Consider the following 6,797-nt stretch of genomic DNA (forward strand, 5'->3'; position numbering starts at 1 on the left):
ACCCGAACAGCTCGCAGCGCACCCCCGCGGTCCGCGCCAGCAGCCCGTCCTCGCGCAGCCGGGCGGCGAAGCTCGCGGCCGCCCGCATCGGGCCGACGGTGTGCGAGCTCGACGGCCCGATACCGACTTTGAACAGGTCGAACGCGCTGATCGTCATCCGTGCCTCCCTCTCCACCCCGGTGTAGCTACGACACCAACCGCAGACAGGTACACGATTGGTATATCAGATGTAGTCTCAAGGTATGTCGATCCCTCTGAAGAGGCAAGGGCCGGTGGCCGTCAACCTCTACGATCTGCTCGTGACCGTCGCACCGTTGGACCTCGACCAGCCGGCCATCACGTCCCTGGCGGACAAGGCATACGTGGCGATCAGGGACCGGCTGATCATGCTCGACATCCGCCCCGGGGATCCGATCGACGACGACGGGCTGGCCAAGGACCTCGGCGTGGGCCGCACCCCGGTCCGCGAGGCGCTCAAGCGCCTGGAGGGCGACCGGCTGGTGACGTCTTATCCGCGGCGAGGCACGTTCGCGACCGGCATGGACATCACCGACCTGGCGCACATCTCGGACATCCGCGCCCAGCTCGAGCCGCTGGCCGCGCGCCGGGCCGCCGAGCGCGCCACTCGCTCGGCGCAGCTCGACCTCGAGGAGCTGGCCGCGCACATCGAGCAGTTGGACGTCACCCAGGTCGACCGGACCGAGTTGATGCGCTGGGACCTCGCGGTGCACCGGGCCATCTACCGGGCGGCCGGCAATCCCCACCTGGAGGACGTCCTGATCCGCTACGACAACCTGGCGACCCGGATCTTCTGCCTGTTCCTCGACCGGCTGCCCACGGTGGACGAGCACGTCGGGGAGCACGTGGAGCTGCTCCGGGCGATCGCCGCCGGCGACCCCGACCGGGCGGACGACCTCGCCCGCGAGCACGTCCTCGGCTTCGACAGAGCGATCCGCGCGGTGATCTGAGAGGACCCTCGCTCGCCACGAGGCAGAGGGGTCCTCCTTCACACCGGGCCGACGGCCTCCAGGACGGCGAGGACGTCCCGCGTGGCCGCGACGTCGTGCACGCGGAGCACGGAGGCTCCTCGCTGGACCGCGACGAGCGCCGCGGCCAGCGATCCGGGCAGCCGGTCCGGCACGGTCCGTCCGGTCAGCTGCCCGAGCATGGACTTGCGGGACAGCCCCACCATGACGGGGACCCCCAGGCCGGTGAACGCGTCGAGCGACGCCAGCAGCGCGACGTTGTGCGACAGCGTCTTGCCGAACCCGAACCCCGGGTCGACCACCACGTGCTCGGGGCGGACGCCGGCGTCGAGGCAGGCACCGATGCGCTCGGCGAGGAAGGTGCGGACGTCGATGACGACGTCCCGGTAGCGCGGGTCCTCCTGCATGGTCTCCGGCGAGCGCTGCATGTGCGTGAGGCACACCGGTACGCCGAGCTGCGCGGCGGCCTCCAGGGCGCCCGGCCGCTGCAGCGCCCGCACGTCGTTGACCATGCTCGCGCCGGCGGCCACCGCGGCTCTCATGACCTCGGGACAGGAGGTGTCCACGGAGAGCGGCACGGGGACCAACCGGCCCAGGGCCTCGACCACCGGGACGACGCGGTCGAGCTCCTCGGCGACGGTCGGCGGGCGCGAGCCGGGGCGGGTGGACTCCCCGCCGATGTCGATGAGGTCGGCCCCTTCGGCAGCCAGGGTGCGCCCGTGCTCCACGGCTCGGTCGAGGCTGTCGAAGCGCCCGCCGTCGGAGAAGGAGTCGGGGGTCACGTTCAGGATGCCGCAGACCAGGGGCCGCCTCGCCGCGAGGGCCCCGGTCAGGGGGTGCGTCGAGGTGCCGGTCTCCGCGGGCAGGTCGAACACGACGTCCGCCACGGCCGTACCGCTCATGAGGTGCTCCGATCTGTGTGGTCCGGGAGGCGGGGCGGCGGGGACACGGCCGCCCCGCCGGCCCCTCTCGGGCCGGCCCCCCTGCAGGGTCCCGCCGCGAGCCTGCGAGGGGTGGGGGGTCCTTGCTCAGCCGCGCGCGGACGCGACCGTGTGCCGTAGGAGGAGTGCGGTGGTGACCGGGCCGACCCCGCCGGGCACCGGGGTCAGTCCGGCGACCCGTCCGCTGACAGAGCCGGCGTCGACGTCCCCGACCAGGCCGCCGTCGGGCGTCGGGTTGGTCCCGACGTCGATGACGACCGCGTCCTCGGTGACGTGCTCGGCCGTGATGAGCTGCGCTCGCCCGACGGCCGCGACGAGCACGTCCGCGGACCGCGTGACCTCGGCCAGGTCCTTGGTGCGGCTGTGACAGACGGTCACGGTGGCGTCCCGCTGCAGCAGCAGGTGCGCCGCCGGCTTGCCGACCACGGTGGAGCGGCCGACCACGACGGCGTGCGCACCGGACAGGGGGATGCCGTGGTGGTCCAGGAGCGCGAGGACCGCCTGGGCCGTTGCCGGCGGGAAAGCGGGCAGGCCCGCGGCCAGCCGTCCCAGGCTGAGCGGGTTGGCGCCGTCGACGTCCTTGGCCGGGTCGATCGACGCGGCGAGGTCCTCGAAGACCGCGTCGGCCGGGAGCGGGGTCTGCAGGATGATGCCGTGCACCTCGGGATCTGCGCTCAGCGCGGCCAGCTCGGCGCGGATCCGGTCCGGTGCCGCCGTCTCCCCGACGTCGACGACCGAGCAGGCGATGCCGGTCTTCTCGGCGGCCCGGGCGATGGAGCGGACGTACCAGGCGCTGGACTCGTCCGCCGTCGCGACGACCACGGCCAACCGGGGCCGTGTCCCGGCGGCGGCCAGGTCCGCGGCCGCGGCGGCGACCTCGGCGCGGATGCCGGCGGCCAGCTCGGTCCCGCTCAACGTCGCGGTCATCGGACCAGCCCGTCCCGGACGGCGGCGGTGACCTTCTCCGCGCGCAGGACCAGGTCGTCGACGGTGTCGACGACCGCCGCGAGCTCTCCCCAGGTCGCCGGGTCCTTGATGCCGCCGAGGTTGACCTCCACGTTGACCCGCGCCGTCGTGGCCGCGGCCCGGGCTGCCTCCGCGGCGGCGGCGACGTCGCTGATCACGTTGCGGTTTCCGATCGGCAGCAGCTGCTCGGCCAGGCCCAGCACCTGGTCGGCGACGCGGACGACGATGGCCGGCACGTTCGCCGCGGCGACCAGGGCCCTCGCGATGGCCTCGGACCGGGCTGCGGCCTCGTCCGGCGTCCCCTTCGGGAGCCGGTAGGCCTCGGTGACCGCGGTGAAGGCCGCGGCGTCCTCCTCGGCCAGGCCCACGGCGTTCTGGCGCAGCCGATCGGCTGTGGCCGTGAGGGTGGCGATCTCCTCGGCGTGCTCGGCGTACTTCGCCGAGTCGCTGTAGCGGGCGACCATCGCCACCAGGGCGGCGGCCTGGGCCGCGTGCAGCGCAGCAGTGGCCCCTCCTCCCGGGGCGGGCACCCTGGCGGCGAGCTGCTCCAGGAACGTCTCGATGGTGTCGGTGCGCATGAGCGGGGTCCTCCAGGATGGGGGCACGGCCGCGGGCCGGCGGGTGGCCCCGGGAGTGGTCGGGGTCGCCCGCCGATCCGGCGGGATGGGTGGGTGGGTGCGGGCTAGCCGCGGAGCCGGGTCATCTCCGGGTCGACGAGCGGCTCGGCGGCGACGGTGGCGTTGATGCGCGCACCGAAGTACTCGATCTCGACCCTCGTCCCGACGGTCGCCGAGGCCGGCAACCAGGCGTAGGCGATGGGCCGGCCGACGGTGTGCCCGAAGGCCGCGCTGGTCACGTAGCCGGCCGGGCGGCCGTCGACGAGGACCGGCTCGTGGCCGAGGACGACGCTGCGGCCGTCGTCGATCGTCAGGCAGGACAGCCGGCGGCTGACCGTGTCGTCGCCGATCCCGGCGAGGGCCTGCCGCCCCACGAAGTCGGCCTCTTTCCGGGTGCGGACGGCGAACCCGAGACCGGCCTCGTAGGGGTTGTGCTCGGTGGTCATGTCGTGGCCCCAGGCGCGGTACCCCTTCTCGAGCCGCAGGCTGGTGAAGGCCGCACGGCCCGCGGCGATCACGCCGAGGTCCTGGCCGGCGCGCCACAGCACGTCCCAGAGCCGCTGACCGTTGTCAGCACTGGTGTAGATCTCCCAGCCCAGCTCGCCGACGTAGGACAGCCGCATCGCCGTGACCGGCACTCCTCCGATCCGGGCCCGCTTGGCGCGGAAGTACTTGAGCCCGTCGTTGGAGAAGTCGTCGGCGCTGAGCCGCTGCACGAGGTCGCGGGCCCGGGGGCCCCACAGGCCGATGCAGCAGGTGCCGCCGGTGGTGTCCCGGATCTGCACGCTGCCGTCGCCCGGCGCCTCGCGCAGGAGGTGGTCGAGGTCCAGGGGGCCGTTGGCGCCGACCTGGAACAGCTGCTCCCCCAGCCGGGCGACGGTGAGGTCGCTGCGGATGCCACCGGCCTCGTCGAGGGCCAGCGCGTAGGTCACCGACCCGACGGACTTGTCCATCTCCCCGGTCGTCAGCCGCTGCAGGAGGTCGAGGGCGCCGGGGCCGCTGACCTCCAGCCGCTTGAGCGGGGTCATGTCGTACATGGCGACGGCGGTGCGGGTCTTCCACGCCTCGGCGGCCGCGATCGGCGAGTGGAACTGCGCGCTCCACGAGTCCCGCGACGGCGGGATCCACTCCGTGGGGAGCTCCTTCACCAGTTCGGCGTTGGCCTCGTACCAGTGCGGCCGCTCCCAGCCGGCGGCCTCGAGGAAGACCGCGCCGAGCTCGCGCTGCCGGGCGTGGAAGGGGCTGACCCGCAGGTTCCGCGGGGACAGCCGCGGCTGCAGCGGGTGCAGCACGTCGTAGATCTCCACGAAGTTCTGCTGCGACGTCTCGCTCACGTACTCCGGCGCGAGCTGGACGTCCTCGAAGCGGTGCACGTCGCAGCCGTGCAGGTCGATCTCGCTGCGCCCGTCGACGAGCAGCTGGGCCACGGCCCGGGCCACCCCGGCCGAGTGGGTCACCCAGACCGCTTCGGCGATCCAGAACCCTGCCACGTCGCGCGACTCCCCGACCAGCGGGCCGCCGTCCGGCGTGAACGAGAAGACACCGTTGAAGCCGTCGTCGATCTTCGAGGAGCGCAGCGAGGGCAGCAGCAGCCGGCTCTGCTCCCAGGCCGGGGCGAAGTCCTCCTCGGTGAAGGGCAGCATCGAGGGCATCGACGACTCCCGCACGCCGTCCCCCTGGGGCAGCTCGCGCAGGTCGACGGGCATCGGCCGGTGGGCGTAGGACCCGATCCCGAGGCGGTCGACGCGCTCCCGGTAGTAGAGGTCCTGGTCCTGGTGGCGCAGGATCGGCAGGCTCGCCTCGGTGAGCTCGTCGTTGCGGCCGACCAGGTCCGGTACCTGGCCGGTCCAGACGAACTGGTGGGCCAGGGGCAGCAGCGGCACGTCCATCCCGACCATCGCGCCGAGCTCCTGCCCCCAGAAGCCGGCGCAGGAGACCACCACGTCGGCGGGGATGACGCCGTCCGGGGTCCGGACGCCGGTCACCCGGCCGCCCGCCTGCTCGATGCCGGTCACCCGGGTCGAGCCCTGGAAGCGGGCACCCCGCGCCTCGGCGCGGCGGGCCAGCGCGACGACCGCCCGCGACGCCTTGGCCAGGCCGTCGCTGGGGATGTGCAGGCCACCGAGGATGCGGTCGCGGTCGACCAGCGGGTGCAGCCGCACGCACTCGTCCACGTCGACCACCTGCGACTCGACGCCCCAGGAGGTGGCCCAGCCCTGCTTGCGGTGCAGGTCGGCGAGCCGCTCCGGCGTGGTGGCGACCTCCAGGCCGCCGACCTGGTTGAAGCACCAGGCGCCGTCGACGTCGATGCTCTTGAGCTTCTCCACGGTGTAGCTGGCGAACGCCGTCATGGTCTTGGAGGCGTTGGTCTGGAAGACCAGGCCCGGGGCGTGCGAGGTGGAGCCGCCGGTGAGCGGCAGCGGGCCCTGGTCGACCACGGTGACCCGGTCCCAGCCGCGGGCGGTCAGCTCGTCGGCCAGGTTGGCGCCGACGATCCCCGCTCCGATGATGACCACACGAGGGGTGGTGGACATTGCTCTCGCTCCTGACGTGCCGGTGGATCCGGGGACTGCCGACGAGGGTCGGTCAGCTGTCGTGGGTGGTGGTGAACTCGAGGGCCGCGTCGAGCAGCCAGTCGGCGAGGTAGCCGGCGAAGGACGACCGGACCAGGACGACGAAGTCGTCGGCGGTGTCGGACAGGGCCAGCAGCACGACGCCGGCCTGGCCGAGCATCGTCTGCGCACTGCTGCCGGGGACGAACACCCGTGGGTGCAGGTCGATCGAGCAACCCTTGGCGAGGACGTCGCGCGCCCGCGCACCGGTCAGCCGGAGGCCGATCCGCTGGGAGGAGACGTCCGCCGCGGACCCGCCCAGCGGGAGGACGGCGTCCCGGACCCGGACCTCCAGGTCCCCCGGCGTCTCCGTGGTGCTGCTGAGCAGCCACTCGTCGGGGCCGAGCCAGACGGCCCGCCCCGTGCCGGCCGGCACCCAGGTGTTGGGCGCCGTCGGCAGGTCGACGCCCAACGCCGCCGACGCCTCGGCGCCGACGGTGCCGAGCCGGACGTCGACCATCGCGACGTACGGCTCGACGGTGATGCCGACGGTGTCGGGCAGCCGCTCGAAGGCGGTGCGCCACCCCTCGACCGGGTGGGTGCGGGTCAGCAGGTCAGCCATCGCGGCGGGCTCCTTCGGGGTCGACCAGCACCGAGCCGGTCACCTCGACCGGGACGAGGGTGCCGTTGACGGGCACGTGGACGGTGTCGCCGACGCGCTCCCGGCCGCCCTTG

At 73.5% G+C, this 6,797-nt stretch carries 7 protein-coding genes; 1 reads left to right on the forward strand and 6 read right to left on the reverse strand.

Annotated features, from left to right (window positions below; all coding sequences use genetic code 11):
• Window positions 1-157: serine dehydratase beta chain (locus ACI78Z_RS24585; protein ID WP_457039167.1), on the reverse strand; the 157-nt coding region annotated here is incomplete at its 3' end.
• A gap of 142 nt (window positions 158-299) precedes the next feature.
• Here ACI78Z_RS24585 and ACI78Z_RS24590 point away from each other — a divergent pair.
• Window positions 300-968, forward strand: a complete 669-nt coding sequence (locus ACI78Z_RS24590; RefSeq protein WP_457039161.1) for a GntR family transcriptional regulator — start codon at window positions 300-302, stop codon at window positions 966-968.
• A gap of 38 nt (window positions 969-1,006) precedes the next feature.
• Here ACI78Z_RS24590 and folP read toward each other — a convergent pair whose 3' ends face one another.
• The 5 genes from folP to ACI78Z_RS24615 form a co-directional block, all read right to left on the reverse strand.
• Entirely contained in the window at window positions 1,007-1,888 is an 882-nt protein-coding gene (folP, locus tag ACI78Z_RS24595; RefSeq protein WP_457039162.1) for a dihydropteroate synthase, read from the reverse strand.
• 126 nt (window positions 1,889-2,014) lie between these two features.
• A complete protein-coding gene (locus ACI78Z_RS24600) occupies window positions 2,015-2,854 on the reverse strand; it encodes a bifunctional 5,10-methylenetetrahydrofolate dehydrogenase/5,10-methenyltetrahydrofolate cyclohydrolase (RefSeq protein WP_457039163.1) in 840 nt (279 codons plus the stop codon).
• On the reverse strand, window positions 2,851-3,471 hold the full coding sequence (locus tag ACI78Z_RS24605) for a cyclodeaminase/cyclohydrolase family protein (RefSeq protein WP_457039164.1): 621 nt from the start codon (window positions 3,469-3,471) through the stop codon (window positions 2,851-2,853). Before ACI78Z_RS24605 ends, ACI78Z_RS24600 begins: the two co-directional genes overlap by 4 nt.
• Before the next feature lie 104 nt (window positions 3,472-3,575).
• Window positions 3,576-6,044, reverse strand: coding sequence for a GcvT family protein (locus ACI78Z_RS24610; RefSeq protein ID WP_457039165.1), 2,469 nt, complete (start codon window positions 6,042-6,044; stop codon window positions 3,576-3,578).
• A 52-nt stretch (window positions 6,045-6,096) separates the two neighbouring features.
• Window positions 6,097-6,684: a sarcosine oxidase subunit gamma gene (locus ACI78Z_RS24615; protein ID WP_457039166.1), complete on the reverse strand. Its 588-nt coding sequence runs from the start codon at window positions 6,682-6,684 to the stop codon at window positions 6,097-6,099.
• Window positions 6,685-6,797: the final 113 nt, after the last annotated feature.

The sequence above is a fragment of the Geodermatophilus sp. SYSU D01176 genome (genome assembly GCF_054050015.1).

Bases quoted from the DNA above. Each gene is read 5' to 3' on its own strand.
- folP (WP_457039162.1), bottom strand. From the start codon at position 1,888: ATGAGCGGTACGGCCGTGGCGGACGTCGTGTTCGACCTGCCCGCGGAG.
- ACI78Z_RS24600 (WP_457039163.1), bottom strand. From the start codon at position 2,854: ATGACCGCGACGTTGAGCGGGACCGAGCTGGCCGCCGGCATCCGCGCC.
- ACI78Z_RS24605 (WP_457039164.1), bottom strand. From the start codon at position 3,471: ATGCGCACCGACACCATCGAGACGTTCCTGGAGCAGCTCGCCGCCAGG.
- ACI78Z_RS24610 (WP_457039165.1), bottom strand. From the start codon at position 6,044: ATGTCCACCACCCCTCGTGTGGTCATCATCGGAGCGGGGATCGTCGGC.
- ACI78Z_RS24615 (WP_457039166.1), bottom strand. From the start codon at position 6,684: ATGGCTGACCTGCTGACCCGCACCCACCCGGTCGAGGGGTGGCGCACC.